Genomic DNA, 26650 nt, shown 5'->3' with positions numbered 1-26650 from the left:
CCCCGCAATCGTTTCGAACATGTGACTGGCGTGGTCAGATACACTCGATGAACAGCTTCCTCGCCGCATCCACCGTCAGTTCTACCGGGTTGCCGCCAGTCGAGGGGTCGGCGACGGCCATGACCGACATCTCGTCGATGCGGTCGGTGCCGACGCCCAGCGCCGAAAGTTTGTCGGGCACGCCAAGTTCTTCGCGCAGACCAAGCACGTAGTCGTAAAAGCCGTTGAAGCCACCGGCGATGCCGAGATAGGCAGCAGCGGACGCGATCTTGTCCTCGATCGCCGAACGGTTGAAGCGCAACACCGGCGGCATCACCACCGCATTGGTCATGCCATGATGCGTGTGATAGATGGCGCCAACCGGATGCGACAGCGAGTGGATCGCGCCGAGGCCCTTCTGGAACGCGACTGCACCCATGGCGGCAGCCGACATCATGTTGGTGCGGGCCTCGATATCCGTGCCGTCCTTGTAGGCGCGCGGCAGGTATTCCTTGACCAGCCGCAGCCCTTCGAGCGCGATGCCCTGGCTCATCGGATGGTAGAAGGGCGACGAATAGGCTTCCAGGCAATGCGCAAACGCATCCATGCCTGTGCCCGCCGTGATCACCTTCGGCATGCCGACGGTGAGTTCCGGATCGCAGATCGTCACGCCGGGCAGGAACTTCGGATGGAAGATGATCTTCTTGGTGTGGGTTTCGGAATTGGTAATGACCGAAGCGCGACCCACTTCCGAACCGGTGCCGGCCGTGGTCGGCACGGCGACGATCGGCGCGATGCCGTCGGAATTGGCCCGCGTCCACCAGTCACCGATATCCTCGAAATCCCAGACCGGGCGGGTCTGGCCGGCCATGAAAGCCACGCACTTGCCGAGATCGAGGCCCGAGCCGCCGCCGAAGGCGACGACGCCGTCATGACCGCCATCCTTGTAGGCCTTGACGCCCGCCGCGAGGTTCTTGTCGTTCGGGTTGGGGTCGACATCGGCGAAGATCGCCCGGCCGAGACCACCCGCCTCGAGAATGTCGAGTGCGTTCTGCGTGATCGGCATCGGCGCAAGACCACGGTCGGTGATCAGCAGCGGCTTCTTCATGCCCAGCGACTTGCAATGGTCGGCGAGTTCCTTGATGCGGCCCGCGCCCATCTTGATCAGGGTGGGGTAGCTCCAGTTTGCGGTGATCGGCATCAGTTTGACTTTCTCAGGTGGTAGGATTTCGGGCGGGTAAGGTTGTGGAAACCGAGCACCGACAGCGAGCCGCCGCGGCCGGTTTCCTTGACGCCGGTCCAGCAAAGCGCAGGATCCAGATAATCCGCACGGTTCATGAACACGGTGCCGGTTTCGAGTTCGTCGCCAATACGGGCGGCGCGTTCGACATCCCTTGTCCACAGCGACGCTGTCAGGCCATATTTGCAATCGTTCATCAGTTCGAGCGCTTGCGCGTCGTTCTTGACCTTCATGATGCCGACGGCTGGACCAAATGTCTCCTCGTTCATGAATGACATGGAGTGATCGACATCAACCAGGACCTGCGGGGCGATGTAGGCACCGCCATCATCCTCGGGGAAAAGCTTCGGATCGACCAGTGCCTTGGCTCCCTTTGCGACCGCCTCGGCGATCTGCGCACGCACGACGGCAGCGAAGCGCTTGTTGGCCATCGGCCCAAGCGTCGTCGACGCATCAAGCGGGTTGCCGAGCTTGTAGTTGGACACCCAGGCAACCGACTTCTCGACGAAGGCGTCGTAGAGGTTCTCGTTGACATAAATGCGTTCGATGCCGCAGCAGCACTGGCCGGAATTGTAGGTGGCGCCGTCCATCAGCGTGTCGACGGCCGCGTCGAGATCGGCGTCTTCCATCACATAGCCGGGATCCTTGCCGCCGAGCTCGAGACCGACACCGGTGAAGGTACCTGCGGCTGCGCGCTCGATGGAACGGCCGCCTTCGACCGAACCGGTGAAATTGATGAAGTTGAACTGGCCGTCGGCGATCAACGCCGAGGTCGTGGCATGATCGAGAAAGACATTCATGAACACGTCTTCAGGCACGCCGGCTTCATTGAAGGCCCGCACCATACGTTCGCCCACGAGCAGCGTCTGGCTGGCATGCTTGATGATGACCGTGTTGCCGGCCATCAAGGCCGGCGCGATTGTATTGATCGCCGTCATGTACGGGTAGTTCCACGGCGCGATGACGAAGACGACGCCATGCGGCTCGCGCGTGATGTAGCGTTCGAACTTGTCGCTCTTCTCGACCAGCATTGGCGCCAGCGCGTCATGGGCGATCGATGCGACGTAGTTGGAGCGCTCGTTGAAGCCCTTGAATTCACCGCCATACTTGATCGGCCGGCCCATCTGCCAGGCAAGTTCCGGCACGACCTCGTCAACCATCTCGTTGAGACGGGCGACACCCTTCATGACCAGCGACACGCGCTCGTCAAGCGGCCGCTTGGCCCAGGTCTTCTGTGCCTTGCGGGCACGAGCGATCGCCGCCTTGGCATCGTCGAAACTCATGGCGGGACGCTCGGCATAAACCGAGCCGTCCACCGGCGATATGCATTGGATCATGGTCATGATCATTTTCCTGTCTGTTATTGTCCTGTGACCGATACACCGCCCGAACGGGCAGTCCAATACCCCATAAGGGGAACCCGGCTCGGACCGACCGGGTTCAATCAGCCCAAAGGCCCGGGTCGATTAGGCCCGTTCAAATCCTCTTGCCACTTCCCAATCGGTCACGCGGCGGTCGTATTCTTCCTGCTCCCAGCGGGCGGCACGAACGTAATGATCGATGACATCGTCGCCGAGTGCCGAGCGCAGCAGTTTTGAACGGTTCAGCATCTCGGTCGCATCGCGCAGCGTCTTGGGGACTTCGCGAACCTTCTTGGCGCCATAGGCATCGCCCTCGAAAGCAGGCTCGAGCTTCATCTTCTTCTCGATGCCTTCGATGCCGGCGGCCAGCAGCGCCGCAAACGCCAGGTAGGGATTGAGGTCGGAGCCGCCGACACGGCATTCGATGCGGATGGCCTTGCTGTGCGCGCCGCAGAGGCGATAGCCGGCCGTGCGGTTGTCCATCGACCAGATCGCCTTGGTGGGCGCGAATGTGCCGGCCACGAAGCGCTTATAGGAATTGATATAGGGCGCGAGGAAATAGGTGATCTCGCCGGCATGGGCGAGCAACCCGGCCACATAGTGCTCCATCAGCTCCGACATACCGGACTGGCGATCGTGATCGTAAAACAGCGGCTTGCCATCCAGCGACCAGAGCGACTGATGGATATGCGAGGAACTGCCGGCGGCGGTGTAGTTCCACTTGGCGAGGAAGGTGATGGCCTTGCCGCGCGACCAAGCGATTTCCTTGCAGCCGTTCTTGATGATCACATGCCGGTCGGCCATGGTCAGGGCTTCGGCATAGCGGACGTTGATTTCTTCCTGGCCGGCGGATGCCTCGCCCTTGGAATTCTCGACCGGGATGTCGGCGCCCTGCAGGCCGTTGCGGATTGCCCGCATCACATCCTCTTCCTTGGTGGTCTGGAAGATGTGGTAGTCCTCGTTGTAGCCGGAGACGAGTTGAAGGTCGCGATAGCCGCTCTGGCGCGCATCGTCATAGGTCTGGTCGAACAGGAAGAATTCCAGTTCCGTGGCCATGAAGGCCTTCATGCCCATGGCTTCCAGGCGCTTGATCTGCTTCTTGAGAATGGCGCGCGGCGAATGGGCCACTTCCTCATGGGTGTGGTGATCGAGCACGTCGCAGAGCACCATCGCCGTGCCTTCGAGCCATGGCACCCGGCGAAGCGTCGTCATATCGGGCTTCATCGTGTAGTCGCCATAGCCCTTTTCCCAGCTCGTCGACTTGTAGCCCGAGACGGTTTCCATCTCCATGTCAGTTGCCAGCAGATAGTTACAGCTGTGGGTTTCCTCATAAGCGCTGTCGACGAAGAATTGTGCATGGAACCGCTTGCCCATCAACCGACCCTGCATGTCGACCTGAACGGCCAGCACAGTGTCGATAAGGCCATTGGCGACGTCCTGCTTGAGATCGTCGAAAGTGTATGGTGCGCTCATGAGAAAACCCGCTCTGTTGGCTGCGACAGGCTTGTTTCCGCCTGTTCCATTGAAACGTGAAAGGGAATCTCCGGCCCGATCGGGGCCGGAGATCTATCTTCGAATGAATTGTTAGGCGTTGCTGAGCGCGGTTTCCGCAGCTGCGATTTCCGCCTGACGAGCCCTGACAGCAGCTTCATTCAGCGGCGGACCAGCGAAGCGGTTGCGCTCGAACGCATACCAGACGATGATCAGAACGACGATCAGGCCAAGAAGGAAGTAGCCCACGAGCTGGTACGGCGGCTGGAAGCCGACGAAGGCCAGGATGGCGCCGCCGATGATGGCCAGCACAGCAACCGGCTTGGACCAGACACCGAGGTTGAACGGGCCCTTCTTGTTCCAGCTCTTGCCTTCGGCAAGCAAGCCCGCGCCGATGGGCATGATGTAGGACACATAAAGGAACACTGCGCAGCCGGATGCCAGGATGATGTAGGCATTGGCATCAGTGCCAGCAAGCAGGCCGAGAAGGAAGCACAGGCCGGCGCCAACGAAAATGGCTGGGCCAGGAGTACGATATCTCGGATTGATTTTCTTAAGCAATCCCGAGGCACCGGGAATGCCTCCGTCACGAGCGAAAGCAAAGATCATGCGCGAGAGAGACGTCATTCCGGCAAGCGCGCAGAGGAAGTTCGAAACCACGATGCCGACCGAAATGAAGTATTTCAGCCACTGCGGCATGGAGCTGGCTTCGAGCGTATAATAGAACACCGACCAGCCCTTGGCTGCACCTTCCTCGACGCTCGGCATGGCGAGTAGGATGACAGCAACAAGCACCCAACCAAACACGCCCGACCAGAACACGGCGTTGATCATGCCCTTCGGCACGGCACGCTGTGCATCACGGGTCTCCTCGGACGTATGGGCCGAAGCATCGAAGCCTGTGATGGTATAGCAGACATGCAGCAGGCCGAGCACGAAGGCGAAGAACAGGCTGTTCGTGGCCGGCCAGGTGTTGGCACCCGCCTCACCGGTAAAATTCTTGAACGTCACCAGGCGCGAGAAGTCGAAGGCTACGGGCGAGCCGAAGATCAGGCCCAGAATGATGGCAAGACTGACCGCGAAAATCAGATATCCGGAGAAATCCGTGAGCAGCGTGGTGACGCGGATGCCCATGTAGTTCATCACAGCCTGGATAAGGGTGATGACCGCAACCCAGATGATCAGGTCGGTACCGGTGAAGCTGGCGGCGTCCATCCCGAACATCCCAACCAGGATCAGGTCGCGGAGCAGCAGGTAAACGCCGTAGTTCACCGACGCGACGACGAACAACAAACCGAACAGGTTGATCCAGGCTGTTGCCCAGCCCCAGCCCTTGCCGCCGAGGATCGACGACCAGTGATAGAGTCCACCGGCGGTCGGATAGGCCGAAGCGATCTGGCCCATGGAAGCCGCGACAACCAGCGCGAAGACCGAACCGACGATCCAGCCGATACCGATGGATCCGCCGCCGCCGGCGCCAAGAGCAACGGTATAGGCGCCGATGCCGCCTGCAAGAATGCAGATGATCGAGAATGAGATGGCGAAATTTGAAAAGCCCGACATGCGCCGGGATAGCTCCTGGGCATAGCCCATGGAATGCAGGACATGGGTGTCCTGCTTGTGTTGGTCGTCCGAATATCCTGACATTTGTTAATGTCCCCTGTTCCCCTGCCAGTTGGCACCATTGCCGCCGGCTATGCTTTCTGCACTTATCCCCGCACGATCGTTATCTGCCGCGCGATATATCGAGGTCTGTTATTAGGCAGGAATGGAAAGACTCTCCCGGATCAATCCTGCCAAAAAGCCGGCCATGACCTCTTGGCCGGCTTCATCTTTTATCAGATCGTTGCGAATCTCAATCATGACATTGAGCAAGCCGTTTGCAAGACCGTGCTCTTTTAAAGTGTGGGTAACTCCGTCTGCCGGCCCATAAGGCTCGTTGCGGCAGATGCGATAGCGCCGATCATCACCCGCTAGCACCAGCATCTGGTCTGCAAGCCTGGCATCGGTGTCGTGCAGGATGCCGATTTCAACTTCCCGCTCCACGCCTTTGTAGACAGGCGTAAACGAATGTACGGTGACGACAACGGTCTCGCGGTCCTGCGCCTTGCGATCGTGGATGGCCTTGGCAATTGCCGCCCGGAAGGGCTCGTAGATCTCCGCTGTTCGAAGGGCGCGATCCTGTACGGAAAGCGACATATTTCCCGGGATGTCGAATATCTCGCTCTTTGCCGGCATCGCGTCCGGCGCCTCCGGCGGCCGGTTGCAGTCATAGGCGAGTCGCGAGAAATTCTGGAAGATCAGCGCTGCATCCAGAAGCACCGCCATGCGTTTTGAGACAGCCAAAGCGCCCGGGTCCCATGCGATATGCGCCTCGAGCGCCTCGGGTGAAAGCCCGAGATTGCCCAGTCTGGCGGGCAATTTCCGCGAGGCATGCTCGCAAACCAGCAGCACGTCGCTCGAACCCTGAACATTCACTTCCGATACAGGCGTCCCATCGGACGCTGCTAAAAGCTGCGATTGTTCAGACATTCCCATGCGCCCCTCCCTTTTCTGTAAAGAATTCTTCAAAATTTAAATTCTGTCAATCATGTCTTTGGAAGATTCAGTTCAAAAAACCAGTTGACTCCAGCCCTTGATTCCATTTCTTATTTTCTCGAAATATCCAGCGCAGACTGGAGAGGGGAAGACAGAGGGTGTCCAACGCCAGCAAGACCGTATCCGATATGATCACGGCGGGTTATGATTCCATGACCCGTGCCGAGAAGCAGCTGGCCAACAGCCTGCTCGACAATTATCCCGTCTCCGGACTGGGTTCGATCACCGCTGTCGCCGAGGCAGCAAACGTGTCGACGCCGACCGTCGTGCGCATGGTCCAGAAGCTCGGGTTCAAGGGTTTTACCGATTTCCAGGTGCGCCTGCATCAGGAACTCGAGGAGACGATCTCCAATCCCATCACCAAGCACGAGCGGATGGCACCGAACGCGCCGGGCGCCCACATCCTCAACCGCTTCGCCGAAGCTGTCATGAACAATATGCGCCAGTCGCTCGGCTCGCTCGATCCAGCCGAATTCGACGCGGCAGCCAAGATGATCGGCGATAAGAAGCGCGCGATCTATCTTGCCGGCGGCCGCATCACCGGTGCGCTGGCCGAATATTTGTTCACCCATCTCCAGGTCATCCGTCCGGGCGTCACGCGCATCTCGACCAACTTGTCGAGCTGGCCTCATTATGTGCTCAACATGAGCCGCGGCGATGTGCTGATCCTGTTCGACATCCGCCGCTACGAGCGCCAACTGGAAGCACTTGCACGTGCGGCGAGCGAAAATGGTGCCGAGATCATCCTGTTTACCGACAATTGGGGTTCGCCGGTCGCCAAGCATGCGCGCCATACGTTCCGCATCAATATCGAGGCACCGTCAGCCTGGGATTCGTCCGTTGTGACGCTGATCGTCGTCGAAGCCTTGATCGAGGCGGTGCAAGGCTCCCATTGGGAGCGGACACGCGAGCGCATGGCAATGCTCGAAGGCCTGTTCGAATCCAACCCGCTTTTTAGAAAGCCGGTCGCCGGAGAATAGCAATCAGGACGCGTATACCTGTTTGCTAAAGTAAAACGTCTGTTTTTTAGTACATACAACTGTCACACAGGCGTCATGAAACAAAACTAACTGCTCGTTCACCTTGAAAATAAACAGAGGAGAGACCCAGTGAAAACGCAGATCAACACGCTCGTTGCAGCTACCTGTGCAACGCTCATGGCAACCACAGCCATTGCTCGCGCCGACTCCATGGAAGACCTGGTCAAGGCCGCTCAGGCCGAAGGCGAACTGACCACCATCGCCCTGCCCCACGACTGGTGCGGCTACGGCGCCGTGATCGACGGCTTCAAGGCCAAGTACGGCCTCAAGGTCAACGAACTCAACCCCGACGCCGGCTCGGGCGACGAAATCGAAGCCATCAAGGCCAACAAGGACAACAAGGGCTCACAGGCGCCTGACGTCATCGACGTCGGCCTGTCCTTCGGCCCGTCTGCCAAGGCCGACAAGCTGATCCAGCCTTACAAGGTCTCGACCTGGGACTCGATCCCGGACACGGCCAAGGATGCTGACGGCTTCTGGTACGGCGACTATTACGGCGTCATGGCCTTCGAAGTGAACAAGGACCTCGTCAAGGAAAGCCCGAAGGATTGGGCCGACCTGTTGAAGCCGGAATTCGCCAACATGGTTGCCCTTGCTGGTGACCCGCGCACGGCCAACCAGGCAATCTCGGCAGTCTTCGCTGCCGGCCTTTCGGGCGCCGCAGGCGACGTCTCCAAGTCTGGCCAGGCCGGCCTCGATTTCTTCAAGGAACTGAACGCCAAGGGCAACTTCGTGCCGGTCATCGGCAAGTCGGCTCCGCTCGCTCAGGGCACGACCCCGATCATCCTGCGCTGGGATTACAACGCTCTCGCCGACCGCGACACGCTCAAGGGCAACCCGCCAGTCGACGTCATCGTTCCGGCAACCGGCGTTGTCGCCGGCGTCTATGTCCAGGCAATCTCGGCCTATGCTCCGCATCCGAGCGCTGCCAAGCTCTGGATGGAATACCTTTATTCGGACGAAGGTCAGCTCGGCTGGCTGAAGGGCTATTGCCACCCGATCCGTTTCAACGATCTCGCCAAGAACGGCAAGATCCCGCAGGACCTGCTCGACAAGCTCCCGCCGGCTGAAGGCTATGCAAAGGCCGTCTTCCCGACGCTTGACGAACAGGCAGCCTACAAGGAAACGATCACCAAGGGCTGGGACGCCGTTGGCGTCGAAGTCAAGTAATCCACTTCTCGCATCTCGCCTTCCCGGCTCAAAATCCGGGAAGGCGGTCTATCGTTCTTTTCCCTCCAGAATTCAGACCGGATAGAGCCGCATGGCACAAGGCACCGTGAACCAGCGAATGATAGTGGATTGGCTCGGTATCGTGCCATTCATGCTGTTTGCGCTGCTATTTCTTATCCTGCCGACCCTCTACCTGGTGACGGGCGCCTTCTTCAATCCGGCCGGCGAGTTCACCTTCCAGAATTTCCATGATCTGTTCCAGCCGCAAATCCTGTCGGCGTACTGGATCTCGATCAAGATCAGCGCCGCGTCCGCCACCGGTGGCCTGGTGATCGGCTTTTATCTCGCCTGGGCGATTACCCAGGGCGGCCTGCCCGGCTGGATCCGCTCCTTCATGCTGACCTTTTCCGGCGTCGCATCGAATTTCGCCGGCGTTCCGCTGGCCTTCGCCTTCCTGGCGACGCTGGGCCGCACCGGACTTCTGACCTGGCTGCTGACGACCTATCTCGGTTTCAACGTCTATAGCCACGGCTTCAATCTCCTGAGCTTCGTGGGGCTCACGTTGGTCTACATGTATTTCCAGATCCCGCTGATGGTGCTGATCATCACGCCGGCGCTCGATGGCCTGAAGAAGGAATGGAACGAGGCCGCCTCGATCCTCGGCGCCACCACCACCCAATATTGGACGATGGTTGTGCTGCCCATTCTTTGGCCAAGCCTGATGGGCACGTTCCTGCTGCTGTTTGCCAACGCTTTCGGCGCGATCGCCACCGCCTATGCGCTGACCGGCTCGTCGCTCAACATCGTACCGATCGTGCTCTATGCGCAGATCCGCGGCGACGTGCTGCACAATCCGAACCTCGGCTACGCGGTCGCGCTCGGCATGGTCATCATCACCGGCATCTCCAACTTCCTCTATATCTGGCTGCGCATGCGCGCCGAAAGGTGGCAAAAATGAACGGCAAGAAATTCGCCGCGTGGTTTGCCGTCGGCATTGGCTCCATCTATTTCTTTCTGCCGCTGGTGGCGACGTTCGAATTCTCGATGCGCATGCGCCGCGGCGAGTATTCGTTTGACGCCTATCGCTCGGTATTTGCCGACATCCAGTTCCGCCAGACTTTCAGTTACTCGATCCTGATGGCGATCCTGACCATCGTTATCGGCATGTTGCTGATCGTGCCGACTGCCTATTGGGTGCGGCTGCGGCTGCCGCAGATGCGGCCGATCGTCGAGTTCATCACGCTTCTGCCATTGGTCATCCCGGCCATCGTCATCGTCTTCGGCTATCTCCGCCTCTACAATTCCTCGTCGTTTCTGCCACTCACTGGTAGTGATCGCGGTACCGACCTGTTGCTGGTCTTCGCCTTCATGACGCTGTCGCTGCCCTATATGTACCGCTCCGTCGACACATCGATGCGGGCCATCGACGTGCGGGTACTGACCGAGGCCGCCGAAAGCCTCGGCGCGTCCTGGACAACGATCATGTTCAAGTGCATTTTTCCCAATGTCATGAGCGGCGTGCTCTCCGGTGCATTCATCGCCTTTGCGATCGTCATCGGCGAATTCACCCTGCCATCGCTGCTCAACCGTCCAGCCTTCGGCCCCTATCTGCAGCTCATCGGCGCCAACCGCGCCTACGAGCCGCCGGCACTTGCGATGATCGCCTTTGCCATGACCTGGGCGTCCATGGGTCTTATTAATCTCGTCGCGCGTTTCCAGAAAGTTTCGCGTGCCCGCGTCTGAGGATCCTTTTCATGGCCTTTCTTGAACTGTCGAACATCCAGAAAATCTACGGCGCCACCCAGGTCGTCAAGGATTTCAACATGACCATCGAGAAGGGGGAGTTCATCTCCTTTCTCGGGCCGTCGGGCTGTGGCAAGACCACGACTCTGAGAATGGTTGCAGGCTTCGAGACCCCGACCTCGGGCGACATCACCATCAATGGTGTGCGCCAGAACGACCTGAAGACCAACCAACGCAACATCGGCATGGTGTTCCAGGCCTATGCCTTGTTCCCCAACATGACCGCGGCTGAAAATGTCGCCTTCGGCCTTAAGGTCAAGGGCAAGTCGAAGGAAGAATCCGCCAAGACTGTTGCCGAGATGATGGCGCTGGTCGGCCTCGAGCATCTAGCCGACCGCTATCCCTTCCAGCTTTCCGGTGGCCAGCAGCAGCGCGTGGCACTTGCCCGTGCGCTTGCCATCAAGCCGCAGGTGTTGCTGCTCGACGAGCCGCTCTCGGCGCTCGACGCCAAGATCCGCGTGTCGCTGCGCGAGGAAATCCGCGCCATCCAGCGCAAGATGGGCATCACCACCATCTTCGTCACCCACGACCAGGAAGAGGCGCTGTCGATCTCCGACCGCATTGTCGTGATGTATCAGGGCCGCGCCGACCAGATCGGCACGCCGTTCGAGATTTACAACCGTCCGAAGACCAAGTTCGTCGCAACCTTCGTCGGCACCCTGTCGATCATCGAGGCAACGGTTGCCGATCCCTCCGCCAACACCGTGACCATCGGCGGCCGGACGATCACCATCCCGGAATCGCTGGGGTCCGCCAAGGCCGGCGACAAGATCAACCTGGCACTCCGCCCGGAAGCCCTGTCGCTCAACCAGGCCGGCAATCGCGAGTTTTCACTCACTGGCAAGGTCGAGTCCGTCAGCTTCCTGGGCTCTGTCATCCGCACCAAACTGCTGGTCGATGGCCAGCCACTGTCCTTCGACATGTTCAACGACCCCGCCATCAAGCCACCGGTCGTCGGCGACACGATCGAAGCCAGCTTCTCCGGCTCCGACCTGCTGATCGTCAGGGATTAACGTTCAGAACTTCTTGAACACCGCGGCAAAGAAACTCTCCGGCACATAGGCGCTTGCCGCCGGGGATGCGAAGCGCGGTGACATGATCGGCATTGAGTAGGACACCGGCAGGATCTGCGGATCCTGAACCGGGTTGAGCTTGATTGCTTCGTCGGTTGGCTTGACGCTGAAAAGACCCATCTTGCGCACTCCCTTGAGAGATCGAGGCAAATCGCCTGGAAATGCGACGCAACTATCGTGCCAATGGAAAACACCGGCGTGAGACATCGCCGAACGCCCGCCGGCCTGGATCATTGATCAATTTCTAGGCAGATCGCGGCTCAATCGCGATAGGAATGCACGTTACCCAGCCGGTCCTCGATATCGTAGCAGCCTTCGTCCGATGCCCGCACGGGGCTATCGCTGAGCTGCACCTTGCCGTGGCCGCCGGGAATGTCGAGGATGTAGGCGGGCATCGCCAGGCCCGAAACCTTGGCGCGCAGGCTCGATACGATCGCCCTGCCCTCTTCTACCGTCATCCGGAAATGGCTCGTGCCAGGGGCAAGATCGGGGTGGTGGAGATAATAGGGCTTGATGCGGTTTTCGACGAACAGGCGCATCAGCCGTGCAAGAATGTCAGCATCGTCATTAACATCTCTGAGCAGCACCGATTGGCTGACCATCATGACGCCACTGTCGATCAACGCGCTACAGGCAGTCAGCGCTTCCTCGGTCAACTCGCGCGGATGGTTGGCATGCAGCGCAACATAGACCGTCTTGCCGGAGGATTTCAGCGCCCCAATCAGCTCAGCATCGATACGCGCGGGGTCGACCACGGGCACCCGCGTATGGAAACGAATGACCTTGAGATGCTCGATCTTTCCCAGCGCCAGCATGATTTGCGCTAAGCGACGCGGTGACAGCACCAGCGGGTCGCCCCCGGTCAAGATCACTTCCCAGATTTCCGGATGGTCGGCGATATAGTCGATCGCTGTGTCCAGCGCCGCACCGGCAAGAGTGCCATCGCCCTGAGGCCCAACCATCTCGCGCCGAAAACAGAACCGGCAATAGACCGGACAGACATGTACGGCTTTCAACAGCACACGATCCGGGTAGCGATGCACGATGCCCGCGACGGGACTATGCGCGTGGTCGCCGATCGGGTCTTCACGTTCCTCGGGCAGGAGGGTGAGCTCGGCGGGATCAGGGATGAATTGGCGAGCAATGGGATCAACTGGATCGGCTAAATCCATCAGGCGCGCCATTGCATCGGTGACAGAGATCGCATAGCGCGCAGCAACGGCTTCGACGCCCTCTATTTCAGAAGGATCGATCAAGCCCGCGTCGAGCAGGTCCTTTGGCGTGGTGAGCGCTGTCATCACGACCCCCACCGCATTGGAGCCCACATGACCTGATCGATCCGCGAGGCCCCGGACGCGAGCATCGCCAGCCGGTCGAAACCAAGCGCAGCACCACTTGCCTCTGGCATGATAGCCAGCGCCGCGAGAAAATCCTCGTCGAGCGGATAGGTCTCACCATAGATGCGTTGCTTCTCGGCCATCTCCATCTCGAAACGGCGGCGCTGCTCGACAGGATCGGTAAGCTCGCCAAACGCATTGGCCAGTTCCACCCCACAGGCATAAAGCTCGAAACGCTCAGCGACCCGGCCGTCGCGCGGCGACTTGCGGGCGAGCGCTGCCTCCGCCGCCGGATATTCGCAGAGGATCGTCGCCCGACCGATGCCCAACATCGGCTCGACCTTCTCGACCAGCACGCGAGAAAACAGATCGGACCATGTGTCGTCCTCGGCGGTACGCATGCCGGCGTCACGCAGCAGCACCAGAAGCGCATCGCGATCCGTTTGCCCGTCAGGGCCTATCGTCGACAGCAGGTCCATCCCGGCATAGAGCGAAAACGCCTCGGCGACCGTCAGTTTCTCCGGTTCCGGCTCCAGCACCGGATCACGTTCGGTTCCACGATACCGGAACAAGGACTGACCGCCGGCTTCTGCGGCCAATCGCAAAATCCTGTCGCAGTCCTCCATCAGCGCTTCGTAGCTCTCACCGACCCGATACCATTCGAGCATGGTGAATTCCGGCTGGTGCGTCGGTGAATTCTCGCGATTGCGATAGACATGCGAAAAGGTGAAGATACGTTTCTCCCCCGCCGCCAACAGCTTTTTGCAGGCAAATTCCGGTGATGTATGGAGGTAATACGGCTGTGCCACACCGTCTTCCGCGATCATCTCAGCCCGGAAAGCATGCAGATGCGTCTCGTTGCCCGGTGAGACCTGCAGAGCAGCCGTATCTACTTCGACGAAATCAAGTCGCGCAAAATAGTCGCGCAACGCCGCTTGCACACGGTTGCGCGCCAGCAGAAATGGCCGGCGGTCTGCATGCACATCCGGCTTCCACCAGGGGGACGGGGCCAATGTGGAAATGTTTGTCATGGTTTTTCGATTCAGACTGGCAATTTTGCCATTTTCAGGTTAGTAGCGCGCCACAAACTCAATAAAGCGCGAGTTCTGGACGGTTGCCGTCCTTTAAAGCGCGTTCAAACAAGTTACAAGGAAGTCTTATGGCAAAGGTCATCGCTTCTCAGCTGCGTAAGGGCAATGTCCTCGATATCGACAATCGCCTCTACGTCGTGCTGACCGCGCAGAATTTTCATCCTGGCAAGGGCACCCCGGTGACCCAGATCGACATGCGTCGCATTTCCGACGGCGTGAAGGTTTCGGAACGCTGGAAGACCACCGAACAGGTCGAGCGCGCTGTGGTCGAAGACCTGAACTTCCAGTATCTCTATGAGGACGGTGAAGGCTTCCACTTCATGAACCCGGAGAACTACGACCAGGTTGCCGCGCGTCCGGACATGATCGGCGACGACAAGGCCTATCTCGAAGAAGGCATGACCGTCGTCCTGTCGATCCATGACGGCAACGCCATCGCCATGCAGCTGCCGCGCTACGCGACGCTCGAAGTCACCGAGACCGAGCCGGTCGTCAAGGGTCAGACAGCATCGTCGTCCTACAAGCCGGCCATGCTGTCGAACGGCGTTCGTACCAACGTTCCGCCGCATATCAATGCCGGCACGCGCATCGTCATCCTCACCGAAGACGCTTCCTACGTCGAGCGCGCCAAGGATTGATTTCCAGACCATCGCGGCAAATATTGAATGGCTCGCTTCACGCGGGCCATTTTTGTTTGGATCGATTTGAGGCCAGAAACGTTACTTTCTTGCCGGGCATTGTCCGCTGGGCGGGGCTCTCGCCTCCCTCACGCAACGAGACATGTGAAAGACAACCGCCTGGGGTCCAGGAGGATTTCGATGGTCGTGATCAAGAGCTTCAGAGTTATCGCCCTGTCGGCTGGGGTTGCAGCAGCAACTTTCTGGATCGCATCTCCCGCCCAGGCCGGCTCTCCATCGTTTAACTGCGCCAAGGCAGACAGCCGGGCCGAGGAACTGATTTGCGGCGATAAGGAATTGGCATTGATGGATGTCGAGGCCACACGCCTCTTTCGCCTCGCCCGGGACGGCAATGGCGTGACGGAAAAGCAGAAGAAGGTACTGAACGACGACAGGGCAAGCTGGCTCAAGCTACGCGACGAGTGCTGGTTTTCCGAGGATCTGCGCAGTTGCATCGTCGCCAGCTATGCCGTGAGAATTCACTATCTGCGGGAAAATCACGAGGCGACACGCCTCAGCGATAAAGAGGGCATCACCAAGGGGCCGATCGCGTTGCGCTGTGACAAGCTCGAATCCACCGTCACGGCCACCTTCATTGGCAGCGATCCGCCAATCAGCGCGATCCAGCTCGCCGATCAGGTGCATGTCGGCATTGGCGCGGGTACCCGCTACATCGAGAAAAACGAGAATGGCGAGATGGCCTTCTGGACCAAAGGTGACGATGCCTTCCTGAATATGCCCAGCGGCGCGCGTTACAGCTGCAAGCGCGAAAAGGCGAAGTAGGCTCGTCGCACGGCATGCTTCGCTCCGCCGGTCATGCGGCAAAAGCCTCGCTTTCGGGCCAGCACGCCTATTTTCGCCGAAAATTTGAAATTTTATCCCGCGCTCCGCCGGGTCGGTGGAATTTTCGTGTCTATATTTTCTATCATTTTTATATATTATATGTTTATCGCACTCCGCTGTGGAGTGGGGAAGAAATGATTTGGGGAGATCACCTATGTCCATTACCAGGCGCACCCTGTTTGCAGCAGCGTCATCTGTTGCGATGCTAACATCCTTCGGCGCGATGCAGTCCTATGCCGCCGACGTGACCGTCAACATCGCCTACCAGCCGATCGTCGAGCCCTCCCGCGTGCCGCAAGCCGACGGCACCTACGAAAAAGTGACCGGCGCCAAGGTCAACTGGCAGAAATTCGACAGCGGCGCGGATGTCATCGCAGCGCTCGCGTCCGGTTCGGTCGACATTGGCTATGTCGGCTCCTCGCCGCTGGCCGCTGGCGCTTCCCGCGAACTGCCTTTCGAGACAATCTTCGTCGTCGGCCTGATCGATGAAGCCGAAGCACTTGCCGTCAAGGGCATCGACAAGCCGGAAGATCTGGTCGGCAAGAAGATCGCCACGCCCTTCGTCTCCACTGCCCACTACAGCCTCCTGACGGCGCTCAAGCATTGGAATGTCGATCCGAAGTCGCTGCAGATCCTCAATCTGCGTCCGCCGGAAATCGCGGCCGCCTGGGAACGCGGTGACATTGATGGCGCCTATGTCTGGGATCCGGTCCTCAGCCAGATCAAGAAGAACGCCAAGGTGCTCGCAGATTCCGGAGATGTGGCGAAATGGGGCGGCCCGACATTCGACGCCTGGATCGTCAGCAAGAAATTCGCCGAAGAAAATCCCGATGTCGTGACCGGCTTCGTCAAGGTCACCGGCGATGCCTATGCCAGCTACCGCGCTAACCCTGACAAGTGGAGCGCAACTTCGCCCGAAGCCGAAAAGATCGCCAAGCTGACCGGAGCCAAGACCGAGGAAGTGCCGCAACTGCTCAAGGGCTATTATTTCCCGACGCTGCAGGAGCAAGCTTCCAAGGACCTGCTCGGTGGCGCAACCGTCGATGCGGTGACCAAGACCTCGGCGTTCCTGCTTGAACAAGGCAAAATTCCGGCCGTGCTAACCGACTACAAGCCCTATGTCACGGCGAAGTGGGTCAACGAGGCACTCAAGGTCTCGCAATAACAGATCCCATGCGGATGAAGCTGCCGGGTGTTCCTGACCGCCTGCCAGCTTCAACCGCTTCGGTCCGGCGCGGTGGAATCCAGTCCCGCCGCGCCGGACAGTTTTCCGGCAGTGCCTTGGGGGAAGGAAGTTTCGACATGAGCAGACTGACGTTGCAGGGTGTGTCCCTGAACTATGCCGCCGCCAACGGCGCCAAGACCAAGGATATTCTGCACAACATCAACCTCGCGCTGGATGACCAGGAATTCGTTGTCGTAATCGGCCGCTCCGGCTCCGGCAAGACGAGCCTGCTCAACCTCGCTGCGGGCTTCCTGACACCGACGCGCGGCTCGGTTTCGGTCGACAATCGGCCGATCGCAGGGCCTGGTCGCGAGCGCGCCGTCGTCTTCCAGGACGATGCCCTCTATCCATGGCTCAATGCGCGCGAAAATATCGGCTTTCCGCTCAAGCTACGGCATGTGCCAAAGGAAGCACGCGACATTCGGGCCGAGCAATTGCTTGATCTCGTTGGCCTCGCCGGTGCCGGCCACAAGAAGATCTGGGAGCTTTCCGGAGGCATGCGCCAGCGTGTCGGCATTGCCCGCGCCTTGGCCTCGGATCCCAAATTCCTGCTGATGGACGAACCGCTTGGCGCGCTCGATGCGCTGACCCGCAGCCGCATGCAATCCTTCTTGCTGAATGTCTGGAAGGCTTCATCCACCGGCGTATTGCTGATCACTCACTCGATCGACGAGGCACTGTTCCTGGCGACCCGCGTCATCGTGCTCGAACCGCATCCCGGCCGCATCGCCGCCGACATCCCGCTCGATTTCGGCCGGCGGCATCTCGGCGGCACCGACGCCGCGACCATCCGCCAGAGCAATGAATTCAAGCAGGCGCATGAGCGGCTGACCCTGCTGATCCACACCGAACAGGCGGAATTTGCAGCATGACCTATTCCACGGGCATGATCGAAGAGGCCGAGATCGCTGAAAACGCTGAAACCAGCCGGCGCCGGCGCCGACCGGCTGATATCACGCTGATCGTCTCGGCAATCACCATCTCAGCCATTATCGGCCTCTGGGCATTTGCGGCCGCCTTCGCGTTGGTGTCACCGGTCTTCCTGCCCTCGCCGCTTGCGGTACTGAGATCGTCCTACCAACTGATCACCGTCGGCTTTGTCGACAGCACATTGCTGGAACACACATTGGCGAGCCTCTACCGCATATTCGGCGGTCTGGCCGCCGCGGTGCTGATCGGCGTCCCCGCCGCCATGGCGATCGCGCTCAGCCGCGTCGGCAAGGGCATTCTAGACCCGATCGTCGAATTCCTGCGGCCGCTGCCGCCGCTGGCCTATCTGCCTCTGATCATCATATGGGTGGGTATCGGCGAGGCCTCCAAGATCGTCGTTATCGCGCTGGCCATGCTGCCGCCGATCATCATTTCGACAGTCTCCGGCGTCAAATCCACATCGAAGGATCACATCAACGCCGCCCGTTCGTTTGGCGCGACTCGGCTGCAGCTGTTGTTCAACGTCATCCTGCCGAGCACCATCCCGTCGATCCTCACCGGCGTCCGCATCGCGCTCGGCGCCGGCTGGTCGACGCTGGTGGCCGCCGAACTGATCGCCGCTTCGCGCGGGCTTGGCTTCATGATCCAGTCCGCAGCGCAGTTTCTGGTGACCGATATCGTCATTGCCGGGATCTTCGTAATCGCGCTGATCGCGTTCCTGTTCGAGCTTTTGGCGCGACTGCTGGAGCGGACATTGGCGCCATGGGCACAGCATCGCTAATAGTGGCCAAAGCCTGAAAAATAGCGCCCGCCGGATGCGCGATTTCGCCCTCGCAGCGCAAGGCTTTGTTAACCATGATTGGCAAGGATAGACGCGCACCGGATGAATGGTGTTTGCCGAGCGATGACCAGCTCGAAAACCGATTTCAGGGAATACGACATGCCGGTGATTACATTTGCCAACACCAAGGGCGGCGCAGGCAAGACGACCGCCGTCCTGCTGCTCTCGACGGAGCTCGCCCACCTGGGCAACAGCGTCACCATTCTCGATGCCGATCCGCAGCGCTGGATCAGCCGTTGGCATGAGACGGGCGAGCCGGTGCAGAACATCACTGTCGTTCCCTATGTGACGCTGGCAACCATACAGTCCGTCATGTCGAGCCACAAGCCGAAGACAGACTACTTCATCATCGACCTTCCCGGCGCCTCGACGCCGCTGCTTGCAACGGCCGTGGGCATGTCGGATCATGTGCTGATCCCGATCCAGGGCTGCGCCATGGACGCTCAGGGCGGCGCGCAGGTGCTGGAACTGCTGCAATATCTGGAAACCAAGGCCAGCATCCGCATCCCGCACTCTGTCGTGCTGTCGCGCGTCAATTCCATGGTCACCACCCGCGCCTTGCAGGTGGTCAAGGAATTGCTCTGGGAGCGCAATGTACGGGTGTTGGACACGCCGATCATCGAACGCTCCGCCTATCGCGATCTGTTCGACTACGGCTGCAGCTTGCATGACGAAACAGCCGAGCGCTTCAGCAACCTCGACAAGGCGCGGGAAAATGCCGCTGCCTTTGCGACCGAAGTACTGGGCTATGTGCCGAACCGCAATGCGGTGACGTCAGCGCCTGCCCTGCAGAATGTGCGCCAGATCCGCGCTGCCTGACGCATGTTGCGCAAAAGTGTGCAGCGGTTTTGCGCTTAAAACATGCGTCGAAACAAAGAGCTAAAGCGCCACGCGCTTTAGAACAGCGCGTCCTCGAACAGTTCCTCGTCGTCCGCAGGCGCTGCCTGGGGTACCGCTTCAACCACCATATCGACGGGGAAGAACCGGCGATGGATGTCGCGTTCCGATGCCATCGTATAGGTGCGGAAGATCCGGTTGCTGAAGGCGCCGATCGCACCCGCAACATCGGAGATATCTCCGGTGCTGAGATCGGCTATCGACCATGAGCTTTCCAGGCAATCCTGCAGCACGTCACCCAGCTCATTCTCGAAATCGAGCGTGCCGATCGCAGCGCTGACTTTGCTGAACACTTCCTGGCCCTCGCGTTCGAACTCGGCAATGCTCTCGTCCATGCGGCCGGAGACCTGGCGGATCGCGTCGAGTGCAGCATTCAGCGGCTCGCTGATATTGCCCTGGCCACCGCCCTGCTCGTTGTTGAAGGTCACGGCTGTGGTTTCGAAGATCTGCAGCTGCTCCAGCACCTTGTTGGCGGGCTCTTCGAGCTTTTCGGCGAAGACACGCAATTCGCCGCTGACGACGTTGACCGAGCGGCCTTCATCCCCAAGCTTGGAGCAACGTAGGTTGGAATTCAGCGCCATGTAATGGATATCGGTCTTGATCGAGCGGATCACCTCGATGCCGGCCAGCAGGCTGCTCGCCGTGCGACTGGTCGAGAGTGCCACTTCGTTGGCCTCATTGCTTGTGCCTTCGACATTAAGCACCAGCTTGGAGGCGGCGGCGACATTGGATTCCAGACCGCTAAGGAAATTCTTGCCCTCGCCGTCGCTCTGGCGGTGCATCGTATCGCGCAGCGCCAGGATATCCTGCGCATCGTCGACGAAGCGGGCCATGTTCTCCATGACCTTGCGGCATTCGCGCTGGAAGTCGGCGAGCGTCTCGTCCATCTGCGCCGCGGCGAGATGATTGATGGCGCCATCGATGCGGTTGATCGTCTCTTCGCCCAAACCTTCAGCCTCAGCGGAGCGGCGGAACTGTTCGAATATCTCGAAGCTGGTGCGGATATGCTCGATGCGCTGGCGGGTGATGTCGCCGATCTGCAGCGCGGAGAGGACGGTGGCGATCTTGCCCTGCACGCCGCGCGCCAGCGCCTTGACTTCATTGGCTGTCTTGACGAGGTTCTTGTGGTGCTCGGCGACGCGACCGGCGTCGTGTTCCAATTCGCGCACGATCTTCGGCACGATGTCGCAATAGTCCTTGGAGATGCTGCCGGAAAAGGCACGCGCCTTCTCAAGCTGCGCGCGGATGGTCGTCAGCTGGACGCCGAACTTGTCGACCTCGTTGGCACCGGACTGGATGCGTTCGCGGATCTCATCGGCAAATCCGGCAAACTCCGCAAGGCCGGCGCCGGTGATCTTGACAGTGATCGCGAAGGTGCGGAGGTAGCGCATCGTCTCGCGCATGTCGCCGACGTTTTCCTGCATCATCTTGCAGCTCGCCGAGAGCTGCTCGAAACGCTCCTGGCGCGACAGCTCAAAACCTGTCAGCCCACCGAGCTCGATCGCCGTGGCTCGGATACCGGCCATGGTCTCACTCGTCGTCTGGCCATCGAGCGCGCCTGTCAGCGCATCGAGCGATCCGATCAGTCGCTTGAGGATATCGATGATCGAGATCAGGACCGCGCCGCCTTCGAGAAATTTCTTCTCCAGCTTTCCATGTGCCGCAGCGAGTTTCGCATCGAGGCCGGACCTGTCGGCCGGCACCAGCAGCATGGCCTGTGTGTTTCGTTTCAGCACGGTTCTTATCCTTATGCAGTCCCCTGTTGCCCGGACCATAGAGGTAACATCCCAAGGAGCCGTAAACTCTTGCATAAGTTGATTCATTCGACACTGGGCAAAGACCGTGATCGAGGCGCCGAAGAATATTCAAATATATGATTTTATTGACATAAACTTGAGTATCAAGAAATCGGAGACAAACTTAAAGAGAGGTAAAGATATCCAGCGAGATTTCATACCTTAAATCTGCATGCTAAATCTGGAGTAGAAATATTCGCCATTTATTAACCAAACCCGCTAAAGATTGTGGCTCAAATAGGGCATCTCTCCTCCACTCGAAAAAGCGGGCAATCGCATGGCGTACCTAGTCGGCCAAAAGGTCAACATCCGCAACATCAAGGACACCCATGCCGAACTCGTCGCACAGTTCGAGGAAAACGACGCCGTCGATATAGATGCGAGCCAGGTGGCCGAATGCGACTTGTCGCTCGTCCAATTGCTCGAGTCCGCCCGCAATCATGCGCACGCGACCGGCAAGAAGATCGCGCTCGTCAATCCTGCCAACGAAGCCATTGTCGCGACGCTCGGGCGCGCGGGCTTCCTCGAAAGCTTTTCTGCCGACGACGCCAGATTCTGGCTCCATAAGGAGATGATTTAATGTCTGCCAATATTCTTACAGTCGACGATTCCGCCAGCATTCGCCTGACCACCAACGTCGCGCTGTCCAGCGCCGGCTACGCAGTGACCGAGGCCGTCAACGGCGCCGAAGGCATCGCCAAGGCGACATCGGGCCAATTCGATCTGATCGTTACCGATCTCAACATGCCTGTCATGGACGGGCTGACGATGATCCGCGAACTCCGCAAGATCCCCAGCCAGATGGGCATACCGATCATCTTCCTGACCACCGAGTCCGACGGCTCGATCAAGCAACAGGCCAAGGAAGCCGGCGCCACCGGCTGGCTCACAAAGCCCTTCGACCCTGAAAACCTCGTCAAGATCGTCAGAAAGGTCCTCGGTAAATGAGCCACCCGGACCCGATTGACGTCTTCAGAACCGAAGCAGCAGAGCTGCTTGAAGCCATCGAGGCCGGTCTTCTCGACCTGCTCGGCAATCTCGGCGACAAGGAACAGATCGACGCCGTTTTCCGCAGCCTGCATACCCTCAAGGGTTCGGGCGCGATGTTCGGCTTCGAGGCGCTCGCTGCCTTCACCCATCATTGCGAAACGGCATTCGACCTCGTCCGCAAGGGCGAGGTTCCTGCAACAGAAGCCCTGATCTCCGCCGTTCTCGAAGCCAAGGACCATATGCGCACGCTGGTGGAAACGCCGAGTGGCGACCATGACGCGCTGGGCACCAGATTGCTCGACAGCCTTCGCAAGGCTGTCGAAAGTGCAGCCGGCGGTGAAGACGCGCCCGCACCTGCCGTAGCCGGGCCGAAACTCACGCATTGGACAGTCAAGTTCTCTTTGCCGGCCAACGCCATGGCCAACGGCACAAATCCGCTGCCGCTGCTCGACGAACTGCGCGACCTCGGCGAATGCCACATCGTCGCCGACCGCTCTGCGATCCCGGCGCTGGGCGTCATCGATGCTTCGACCCTCTATGTCAAATGGACTGTCGACCTGAAATCCGAGGCGCCGCGCTCGGCTATCGAGGATGTCTTCATCTTCGTCATGGACGACATGGAGCTGGATATCACCTCCGGCGAGCCAGAAGTCGCAGCGCCTGCGACGGTGGTGCCAGTCGCGGCCATTGAGCCCGTGAAGAATACAGCCTCCGTTCCTCGCCCTGAGCCCAAGCCCGTTGCCGCTGTGCCAGCAAGCGTGCCGGCCATCAGCGATGCCAAGCAGAGCAAGGCCAACGAGAATGTCCGCGTTCCGGCCGAACGCTTGGACGAGTTGATGGACCGCGTCGGCGAGTTGGTGATTGCCCAATCGCGCCTGTCGCAATTGGCGAGCGCCAGCGCCGACATACCGCTGCGTGCCGTCTCCGAGGACATCGAACGCCTCTCCGGTGAATTGCGCGACACGATGATGGTGCTGCGCATGGTGCCGGTGACACAGTTGTTCAGCCGCTTCCGGCGGCTCGTCCACGATCTGGCCCATGAGACCGGCAAGACGATCGAACTGGTCACCGAAGGCGAAACGACCGAGGTCGACAAGTCCGTCATCGAGCGGCTGGCCGATCCGCTTGTCCATCTCGTCCGCAATTCCTGCGACCACGGTCTCGAAACACCCGATGAGCGCATCGCCGCCGGCAAGCCCGCCGCCGGACGGGTCGTGCTTTCGGCTCGCCAGACCGGCGGCGAAGTCAAGATTACCATCAGCGACGACGGCCGCGGCATCAATCGCGAACGCGTGCGCGCCAAGGCGGAATCCTCCGGCATCATCGCGCCGAATGCCGTCCTCTCCGACCAGGAGCTGCTGCAGCTGATTTTCCAGCCCGGTTTCTCGACGGCGCAGAATGTCACCAACCTTTCCGGCCGCGGCGTCGGCATGGATGTCGTCAAGCGCACCATCGAAGCGCTGCGCGGCACCATCACCATGACCAGCACGCCGGGCGCCGGATCGGACATCTCGCTCAACATTCCGCTGACGCTGGCGATCATCGATGGCCTGCTCGTGCGTGTCGGCTCCGGCCGCTACGTCATCCCGCTCTCGGCTGTCGAGGAATGCCTCGAACTGTCGCTCGAAGAAGACATGCGCTCGCGCGGCCGCAGCTTCATTTCGCTGCGCGACAGCCTGGTGCCCTTCATCCGCCTTCGCGATCAGTTCCGCACCGGCACCAAACCGGATCCCTACCAGAAGATCGTGGTCATCTCGACCGGCACCGAACGTGTCGGCCTCGTGGTCGACCAGATCATCGGCGACCACCAGACGGTCATCAAGGCCATGTCCAAGCTGCACCATGATATTGCGACCTTCTCGGGTGCGACCATCCTCGGCGATGGCAGCGTCGCTCTGATCCTCGACGTGGCCCATCTGGTCACGGCAGGCCAACAGCAGGAGGCGCAGTTGCGCGCAGCCGGATGAACCAAGCCCTGAAGAAGATCGACGCCACCCATTGGAACGACAGCGACGAGTTGGAGGTCCTGACCTTCGACATCGCCGGCGAAACCTTCGCCATAGAGGCGGTGATCGTTCGTGAAATCCTGGATCTCTTGCCGGAAACGCCGGTGCCGGGCGCCCGACCCTTCGTCGCCAGCGTCCTGAATTTCCGGGGCCGCGTCATTCCACTTGCCGATATCCGTCTGGCCTTCGGCATGGAAGCGACCACGACAACCAATGACAGCCGCATCATCGTCATCGAGCTTGAGCTTGACGGCGAGCCCGTGCTGATCGGCGTTCGCACCGACAAGGTCAACGAAGTCACCACCCTGACCAAGACAGCCAGCGAACCGCCGCCCAGCGTCGGCATGCGCTGGCGCGCAGACTACATCGACTGCCTCGTGAAGCGGGGCAGCGACTTTATAATCGTACCGAACATGAACGCCATTTTCGCGTTCCGGCACGAACTGTGAGCGTTGCAGACACGCGTTACTCACCAACTTTTTGAGGGGATACGAATATGCGTATGACAATCAAATTAAAGCTCGCACTCGCCTACGGCTTTCTCATTATGCTGCTGATCGGCACGGCCGGTTACGGCATCATGAGCCTCGGCGCATTGAACGATACTCTCGGCAACGTCCTGACCGGACCCGCCGAACGCCTGCAGCTGGCAATGACATTGAACAACGAACAACTGCAGCAGATCCGCCAGCAGAAGAACCTGCTGCTCGCCGCCAATCCGACCGAGATCAAGGCCGCGATCGCCAAGAGCGACGCCAGCCGCAAGACATTCGAGGAAACGCTGGCTTCCGTCGAAGCCAAGGCCACCGAACAAGGCCGGGTCTTCTGGAACCGTTTGCGCACGCTGGATACCGATTTCCTCAAGCAGGATGATCAGATACGAGCCTTTGTGGAAGCCGGAAACACCGCCGGCGCGCTGCAGATTTCCGTGAACGAAAACCGCAAGACCGTTGCGGAAATCGACAAGGTGCTGGACGAAGTCGTCACGCTGGAACGCAGCCGCCTGCACGAAGCCGATGAGTCGGCCGAGCAGCAATATGCCGCGACCCGCATGATCATGATGTCAGTCGCAGCCGCCGCCTTCCTGATCGCGGTCATTGCCGCAGTCTGGATCTCGCTGACCATCAGCCGCGGCCTCAATCGCGCCATATCAGCAGTCCGGGATGTTGCGGACGGCGATCTCACCAAGATGGCCGAGATTACCAACCGCGACGAGATCGGCGAGCTGCTCGGTTACGTCAACACCATGATCGATCGCCTGCGCGGCGTCGTCGGCGATGCGATCTCCGCCTCGCAGAACGTCTCCTCCGGCAGCCAGGAGCTTTCCGCAAGCTCCGAGCAGGTCTCGCAGGGCGCCACCGAACAGGCCGCGGCTGCCGAAGAAGCCTCGGCTTCGATGGAAGAGATGGCCGCCAATATCAAGCAGAACGCCGACAACGCCGCCCAGACCGAAAAGATCGCCCGCCAGTCGGCCAAGGATGCCGAAATCTCCGGTGAAGCCGTCAATCGGGCCGTCACCGCCATGCGCACCATTGCCGAGAAGATTTCCATCGTCCAGGAAATCGCCCGCCAAACGGACCTGCTCGCTCTGAACGCTGCGGTAGAAGCCGCCCGTGCCGGCGAACATGGCAAGGGCTTTGCAGTCGTTGCCTCGGAAGTACGCAAACTCGCCGAACGCAGCCAGTCTGCCGCCGCCGAGATCGGCGCGATGTCCGGTGATACGGTCAAGGCCGCACAGGAAGCCGGCGAAATGCTCGGCCGCCTGGTGCCCGATATCCGCAAGACGGCCGAACTGGTCACCGAAATTACTGCAGCCTGCCGCGAGCAGGACATCGGTGCCAGCCAGATCAACGAAGCGATCCAGCAACTCGACAAGGTGACCCAGCAGAACGCCAGCGCCTCGGAAGAGATGGCTGCAACGTCGGAAGAGCTCGCTGCACAGTCCGAAGAGCTTCAGACCTCGATCGCCTACTTCCGCGTCGATGGTGGTCATGCCAAGCCGGTGCAGAAGGCCGCAAAGGCTGTCACCCACCTGCACACGACCAAGCCGCGGCCAGCCGCCAAGCCGGTCGCCGGCCACACGGTTGCCGCCCAGCAGGCACGCGTCAAGGGCTTCGCGCTCGATCTGAGCCATGGCGGGCCGGATGCAGCCGACGCCGACTTCCGGGAAAGTGCATAATGAATTGCGGGCGGACCGTCGGAGAGCTCTGACGGTTCGCGATCAAAATGTTTTCAGCACACCATCCCGGCAGGGCACGTCCG

At 59.9% G+C, this 26650-nt stretch carries 25 protein-coding genes; 16 read left to right on the top strand and 9 right to left on the bottom strand.

Annotated elements, in window-relative coordinates; all coding sequences use genetic code 11:
• Nucleotides 1-34: 34 nt before the first annotated feature.
• From ACXHRN_RS06500 to ACXHRN_RS06480, 5 genes are all read right to left on the bottom strand, one after another.
• Nucleotides 35-1180 carry an iron-containing alcohol dehydrogenase gene (locus tag ACXHRN_RS06500; protein WP_488640516.1) on the bottom strand — a complete coding sequence of 382 codons (1146 nt, stop codon included), beginning with the start codon at nucleotides 1178-1180 and terminating at the stop codon, nucleotides 35-37.
• Nucleotides 1180-2562, bottom strand: coding sequence for an aldehyde dehydrogenase family protein (locus ACXHRN_RS06495; protein WP_488640515.1), 1383 nt, complete (start codon nucleotides 2560-2562; stop codon nucleotides 1180-1182). The genes ACXHRN_RS06500 and ACXHRN_RS06495 overlap by 1 nt, the downstream gene beginning before the upstream one ends.
• Before the next feature lie 123 nt (nucleotides 2563-2685).
• Nucleotides 2686-4053 (bottom strand): glutamine synthetase family protein, encoded by a 1368-nt coding sequence (locus tag ACXHRN_RS06490; protein WP_488640514.1) that lies wholly within the window; start codon nucleotides 4051-4053, stop codon nucleotides 2686-2688.
• Between the two features lie 111 nt (nucleotides 4054-4164).
• Complete coding sequence (locus tag ACXHRN_RS06485) at nucleotides 4165-5718, bottom strand: amino acid permease (RefSeq protein WP_488640513.1); 1554 nt, start codon at nucleotides 5716-5718, stop codon at nucleotides 4165-4167.
• 111 nt (nucleotides 5719-5829) lie between these two features.
• Entirely contained in the window at nucleotides 5830-6603 is a 774-nt protein-coding gene (locus ACXHRN_RS06480; protein WP_488641845.1) for an N-formylglutamate amidohydrolase, read from the bottom strand.
• Nucleotides 6604-6797: 194 nt separating this feature from the next.
• Between ACXHRN_RS06480 and ACXHRN_RS06475 the strand changes: the two genes are divergently transcribed.
• The 5 genes from ACXHRN_RS06475 to ACXHRN_RS06455 all read left to right on the top strand — a co-directional run bounded on the left by ACXHRN_RS06475 (nucleotide 6798) and on the right by ACXHRN_RS06455 (nucleotide 11695).
• A complete protein-coding gene (locus ACXHRN_RS06475; RefSeq protein WP_488641844.1) occupies nucleotides 6798-7649 on the top strand; it encodes a MurR/RpiR family transcriptional regulator in 852 nt (283 codons plus the stop codon).
• Between the two features lie 177 nt (nucleotides 7650-7826).
• Nucleotides 7827-8879 carry an ABC transporter substrate-binding protein gene (locus ACXHRN_RS06470; RefSeq protein ID WP_488641843.1) on the top strand — a complete coding sequence of 351 codons (1053 nt, stop codon included), beginning with the start codon at nucleotides 7827-7829 and terminating at the stop codon, nucleotides 8877-8879.
• A gap of 91 nt (nucleotides 8880-8970) precedes the next feature.
• Nucleotides 8971-9837, top strand: coding sequence for an ABC transporter permease (locus tag ACXHRN_RS06465; RefSeq protein ID WP_488640512.1), 867 nt, complete (start codon nucleotides 8971-8973; stop codon nucleotides 9835-9837).
• A complete protein-coding gene (locus tag ACXHRN_RS06460; protein WP_488640511.1) occupies nucleotides 9834-10622 on the top strand; it encodes an ABC transporter permease in 789 nt (262 codons plus the stop codon). Before ACXHRN_RS06465 ends, ACXHRN_RS06460 begins: the two co-directional genes overlap by 4 nt.
• Before the next feature lie 11 nt (nucleotides 10623-10633).
• Nucleotides 10634-11695: an ABC transporter ATP-binding protein gene (locus ACXHRN_RS06455; RefSeq protein WP_488640510.1), complete on the top strand. Its 1062-nt coding sequence runs from the start codon at nucleotides 10634-10636 to the stop codon at nucleotides 11693-11695.
• 3 nt (nucleotides 11696-11698) lie between these two features.
• On the opposite strand, the gene ACXHRN_RS06450 is transcribed toward ACXHRN_RS06455, so the two are convergent.
• From ACXHRN_RS06450 to epmA, 3 genes are all read right to left on the bottom strand, one after another.
• Nucleotides 11699-11875, bottom strand: a complete 177-nt coding sequence (locus tag ACXHRN_RS06450; RefSeq protein WP_488640509.1) for a hypothetical protein — start codon at nucleotides 11873-11875, stop codon at nucleotides 11699-11701.
• Nucleotides 11876-12015: 140 nt separating this feature from the next.
• On the bottom strand, nucleotides 12016-13053 hold the full coding sequence (locus ACXHRN_RS06445) for a lysine-2,3-aminomutase-like protein (protein WP_488640508.1): 1038 nt from the start codon (nucleotides 13051-13053) through the stop codon (nucleotides 12016-12018).
• Nucleotides 13053-14123 carry an EF-P lysine aminoacylase EpmA gene (gene epmA / locus ACXHRN_RS06440; protein WP_488640507.1) on the bottom strand — a complete coding sequence of 357 codons (1071 nt, stop codon included), beginning with the start codon at nucleotides 14121-14123 and terminating at the stop codon, nucleotides 13053-13055. Before epmA ends, ACXHRN_RS06445 begins: the two co-directional genes overlap by 1 nt.
• Nucleotides 14124-14251: 128 nt before the next feature.
• Here epmA and efp point away from each other — a divergent pair, with 128 nt between their 5' ends.
• The 6 genes from efp to ACXHRN_RS06410 all read left to right on the top strand — a co-directional run bounded on the left by efp (nucleotide 14252) and on the right by ACXHRN_RS06410 (nucleotide 19518).
• Nucleotides 14252-14821: an elongation factor P gene (gene efp, locus ACXHRN_RS06435; RefSeq protein ID WP_488640506.1), complete on the top strand. Its 570-nt coding sequence runs from the start codon at nucleotides 14252-14254 to the stop codon at nucleotides 14819-14821.
• 180 nt (nucleotides 14822-15001) lie between these two features.
• On the top strand, nucleotides 15002-15643 hold the full coding sequence (locus ACXHRN_RS06430) for a hypothetical protein (protein WP_488640505.1): 642 nt from the start codon (nucleotides 15002-15004) through the stop codon (nucleotides 15641-15643).
• Between the two features lie 214 nt (nucleotides 15644-15857).
• Nucleotides 15858-16868 (top strand): taurine ABC transporter substrate-binding protein, encoded by a 1011-nt coding sequence (gene tauA / locus ACXHRN_RS06425; RefSeq protein ID WP_488640504.1) that lies wholly within the window; start codon nucleotides 15858-15860, stop codon nucleotides 16866-16868.
• Nucleotides 16869-17005: 137 nt separating this feature from the next.
• On the top strand, nucleotides 17006-17800 hold the full coding sequence (locus ACXHRN_RS06420) for a taurine ABC transporter ATP-binding protein (RefSeq protein ID WP_488640503.1): 795 nt from the start codon (nucleotides 17006-17008) through the stop codon (nucleotides 17798-17800).
• A complete protein-coding gene (locus tag ACXHRN_RS06415; protein ID WP_488640502.1) occupies nucleotides 17797-18639 on the top strand; it encodes an ABC transporter permease subunit in 843 nt (280 codons plus the stop codon). The genes ACXHRN_RS06420 and ACXHRN_RS06415 overlap by 4 nt, the downstream gene beginning before the upstream one ends.
• Before the next feature lie 159 nt (nucleotides 18640-18798).
• Entirely contained in the window at nucleotides 18799-19518 is a 720-nt protein-coding gene (locus ACXHRN_RS06410; RefSeq protein ID WP_488641842.1) for an AAA family ATPase, read from the top strand.
• 77 nt (nucleotides 19519-19595) lie between these two features.
• On the opposite strand, the gene ACXHRN_RS06405 is transcribed toward ACXHRN_RS06410, so the two are convergent.
• Entirely contained in the window at nucleotides 19596-21332 is a 1737-nt protein-coding gene (locus ACXHRN_RS06405) for a chemotaxis protein (protein ID WP_488640501.1), read from the bottom strand.
• A 337-nt stretch (nucleotides 21333-21669) separates the two neighbouring features.
• Between ACXHRN_RS06405 and ACXHRN_RS06400 the strand changes: the two genes are divergently transcribed.
• From ACXHRN_RS06400 to ACXHRN_RS06380, 5 genes are read left to right on the top strand one after another with little or no spacing between them, the layout of a single operon-like run.
• Complete coding sequence (locus ACXHRN_RS06400; RefSeq protein ID WP_488640500.1) at nucleotides 21670-21972, top strand: STAS domain-containing protein; 303 nt, start codon at nucleotides 21670-21672, stop codon at nucleotides 21970-21972.
• Nucleotides 21972-22340 carry a response regulator gene (locus ACXHRN_RS06395; RefSeq protein WP_488640499.1) on the top strand — a complete coding sequence of 123 codons (369 nt, stop codon included), beginning with the start codon at nucleotides 21972-21974 and terminating at the stop codon, nucleotides 22338-22340. Before ACXHRN_RS06400 ends, ACXHRN_RS06395 begins: the two co-directional genes overlap by 1 nt.
• Nucleotides 22337-24349, top strand: coding sequence for a chemotaxis protein CheA (locus ACXHRN_RS06390; RefSeq protein ID WP_488640498.1), 2013 nt, complete (start codon nucleotides 22337-22339; stop codon nucleotides 24347-24349). Before ACXHRN_RS06395 ends, ACXHRN_RS06390 begins: the two co-directional genes overlap by 4 nt.
• Nucleotides 24346-24837, top strand: coding sequence for a chemotaxis protein CheW (locus ACXHRN_RS06385; protein ID WP_488640497.1), 492 nt, complete (start codon nucleotides 24346-24348; stop codon nucleotides 24835-24837). The genes ACXHRN_RS06390 and ACXHRN_RS06385 overlap by 4 nt, the downstream gene beginning before the upstream one ends.
• A 47-nt stretch (nucleotides 24838-24884) precedes the next feature.
• Nucleotides 24885-26567, top strand: coding sequence for a methyl-accepting chemotaxis protein (locus ACXHRN_RS06380; RefSeq protein ID WP_488640496.1), 1683 nt, complete (start codon nucleotides 24885-24887; stop codon nucleotides 26565-26567).
• Nucleotides 26568-26650 lie beyond the last annotated feature (83 nt).

This window comes from Shinella sp. OV683 (assembly GCF_057787725.1).
The sequence above is the reverse complement of the archived record's forward strand: the minus strand, read 5'-3'. Positions and strand labels throughout refer to the sequence as shown.

What these genes read in the sequence shown, in the direction of transcription:
- tauA (WP_488640504.1), top strand. Translation starts at nt 15,858, where the DNA reads ATGTCCATTACCAGGCGCACCCTGTTTGCAGCAGCGTCATCTGTTGCG.
- ACXHRN_RS06470 (WP_488641843.1), top strand. Translation starts at nt 7,827, where the DNA reads ATGGCAACCACAGCCATTGCTCGCGCCGACTCCATGGAAGACCTGGTC.
- ACXHRN_RS06460 (WP_488640511.1), top strand. Translation starts at nt 9,834, where the DNA reads ATGAACGGCAAGAAATTCGCCGCGTGGTTTGCCGTCGGCATTGGCTCC.
- ACXHRN_RS06410 (WP_488641842.1), top strand. Translation starts at nt 18,799, where the DNA reads ATGCCGGTGATTACATTTGCCAACACCAAGGGCGGCGCAGGCAAGACG.
- ACXHRN_RS06390 (WP_488640498.1), top strand. Translation starts at nt 22,337, where the DNA reads ATGAGCCACCCGGACCCGATTGACGTCTTCAGAACCGAAGCAGCAGAG.
- ACXHRN_RS06480 (WP_488641845.1), bottom strand. Translation starts at nt 6,603, where the DNA reads ATGTCTGAACAATCGCAGCTTTTAGCAGCGTCCGATGGGACGCCTGTA.
- ACXHRN_RS06495 (WP_488640515.1), bottom strand. Translation starts at nt 2,562, where the DNA reads ATGACCATGATCCAATGCATATCGCCGGTGGACGGCTCGGTTTATGCC.
- efp (WP_488640506.1), top strand. Translation starts at nt 14,252, where the DNA reads ATGGCAAAGGTCATCGCTTCTCAGCTGCGTAAGGGCAATGTCCTCGAT.
- ACXHRN_RS06415 (WP_488640502.1), top strand. Translation starts at nt 17,797, where the DNA reads ATGACCTATTCCACGGGCATGATCGAAGAGGCCGAGATCGCTGAAAAC.
- ACXHRN_RS06380 (WP_488640496.1), top strand. Translation starts at nt 24,885, where the DNA reads ATGCGTATGACAATCAAATTAAAGCTCGCACTCGCCTACGGCTTTCTC.
- ACXHRN_RS06465 (WP_488640512.1), top strand. Translation starts at nt 8,971, where the DNA reads ATGGCACAAGGCACCGTGAACCAGCGAATGATAGTGGATTGGCTCGGT.
- ACXHRN_RS06450 (WP_488640509.1), bottom strand. Translation starts at nt 11,875, where the DNA reads ATGGGTCTTTTCAGCGTCAAGCCAACCGACGAAGCAATCAAGCTCAAC.
- epmA (WP_488640507.1), bottom strand. Translation starts at nt 14,123, where the DNA reads ATGACAAACATTTCCACATTGGCCCCGTCCCCCTGGTGGAAGCCGGAT.
- ACXHRN_RS06490 (WP_488640514.1), bottom strand. Translation starts at nt 4,053, where the DNA reads ATGAGCGCACCATACACTTTCGACGATCTCAAGCAGGACGTCGCCAAT.
- ACXHRN_RS06485 (WP_488640513.1), bottom strand. Translation starts at nt 5,718, where the DNA reads ATGTCAGGATATTCGGACGACCAACACAAGCAGGACACCCATGTCCTG.
- ACXHRN_RS06455 (WP_488640510.1), top strand. Translation starts at nt 10,634, where the DNA reads ATGGCCTTTCTTGAACTGTCGAACATCCAGAAAATCTACGGCGCCACC.
- ACXHRN_RS06430 (WP_488640505.1), top strand. Translation starts at nt 15,002, where the DNA reads ATGGTCGTGATCAAGAGCTTCAGAGTTATCGCCCTGTCGGCTGGGGTT.
- ACXHRN_RS06420 (WP_488640503.1), top strand. Translation starts at nt 17,006, where the DNA reads ATGAGCAGACTGACGTTGCAGGGTGTGTCCCTGAACTATGCCGCCGCC.
- ACXHRN_RS06445 (WP_488640508.1), bottom strand. Translation starts at nt 13,053, where the DNA reads ATGACAGCGCTCACCACGCCAAAGGACCTGCTCGACGCGGGCTTGATC.
- ACXHRN_RS06500 (WP_488640516.1), bottom strand. Translation starts at nt 1,180, where the DNA reads ATGCCGATCACCGCAAACTGGAGCTACCCCACCCTGATCAAGATGGGC.
- ACXHRN_RS06400 (WP_488640500.1), top strand. Translation starts at nt 21,670, where the DNA reads ATGGCGTACCTAGTCGGCCAAAAGGTCAACATCCGCAACATCAAGGAC.
- ACXHRN_RS06475 (WP_488641844.1), top strand. Translation starts at nt 6,798, where the DNA reads ATGATCACGGCGGGTTATGATTCCATGACCCGTGCCGAGAAGCAGCTG.
- ACXHRN_RS06395 (WP_488640499.1), top strand. Translation starts at nt 21,972, where the DNA reads ATGTCTGCCAATATTCTTACAGTCGACGATTCCGCCAGCATTCGCCTG.
- ACXHRN_RS06385 (WP_488640497.1), top strand. Translation starts at nt 24,346, where the DNA reads ATGAACCAAGCCCTGAAGAAGATCGACGCCACCCATTGGAACGACAGC.